The sequence below is a fragment of the Paenisporosarcina sp. P4_E4_2 genome, from assembly GCF_056401595.1.
This window is the reverse complement of record NZ_JBFUJC010000564.1, coordinates 1-1,126: the sequence shown is the minus strand read 5'-3', so window position 1 is coordinate 1,126 and position 1,126 is coordinate 1. Positions and strand designations below refer to the sequence as shown.

At 41.6% G+C, this 1,126-nt stretch carries 1 protein-coding gene; it reads left to right on the top strand.

What is annotated here, in order from left to right:
- Positions 1-1,110 (top strand): glycine C-acetyltransferase (locus AC1DSB_RS19750; protein WP_477587477.1); only part of this gene is annotated, 1,110 nt, incomplete at its 5' end.
- Positions 1,111-1,126: the final 16 nt, after the last annotated feature.

Sequence of the window (1,126 nt, the reverse complement as noted above, 5' to 3'; positions counted from 1 at the left end):
GTAGAAGGCCCGAACGGAGCAAAAATCCAAGTTCGCGGTAAAGAACTTATCAATTTATCTTCAAATAACTATTTGGGATTGGCAACAAATGAAGAATTGAAACGCATTGCAAAAGAAACAATTGATAAATACGGTGTTGGAGCAGGTGCGGTCCGTTCGATTAATGGAACGCTTGACCTTCATGTAAAGTTAGAAGAAAAGCTGGCGGAATTCAAAGGAACGGAAGCGGCAATTTCTTATCAATCAGGCTTCAACTGTAACATGGCTGCTATTTCAGCTGTTATGGATAAAAATGACGCCATTCTTTCAGATCAGTTGAACCATGCGTCCATTATTGACGGCTGCCGACTATCGAAAGCCAAAATCATTGCGTTTAAGCACTCTGATATGGAAGATTTACGTGCGAAAGCAAAAGAAGCACAAGAATCAGGTCTTTATAATAAAGTCATGGTGATCACGGACGGCGTATTCTCGATGGATGGAGACATTGCGAAACTTCCAGAAATCGTGGAAATCGCGAAGGAATTTGATTTGATCACATACGTGGATGATGCACACGGATCAGGTGTTACTGGTAAAGGAAAAGGAACAGTTAAACATTTCGGATTGGAAAAAGATATCGACTTCCAAATGGGAACATTATCTAAAGCTGTGGGTGTAGTAGGCGGATATGTTGCTGGTAAACAATCATTAATCGATTGGTTGAAAGTTCGTTCACGTCCATTCCTATTCTCAACAGCCGTGCCACCAGGTGATGTTGCGGCAATTACGGCAGCATTACAAATGATTATCGACTCAACAGAGCTTCACGACAAGCTTTGGGATAATGGTGATTATTTAAAAGCAGGTCTTAAGAAATTAGGATTCGATATCGGTGCTTCTGAAACACCGATTACTCCTTGTATCATCGGCGATGAAAAACTGACGCAACAATTCTCCAAACGACTGTTTGAAGAAGGAGTTTATGCGAAAGCGATTGTCTTCCCAACTGTACAAAAAGGGACAGGCCGTGTTCGCAACATGCCTACTGCAGTCCATACGAAAGAAATGCTGGATGATGCACTTGCCATCTATGAAAAAGTCGGTAAAGAACTTGGCGTAATTAAGTAAGACAGATGAACACTCG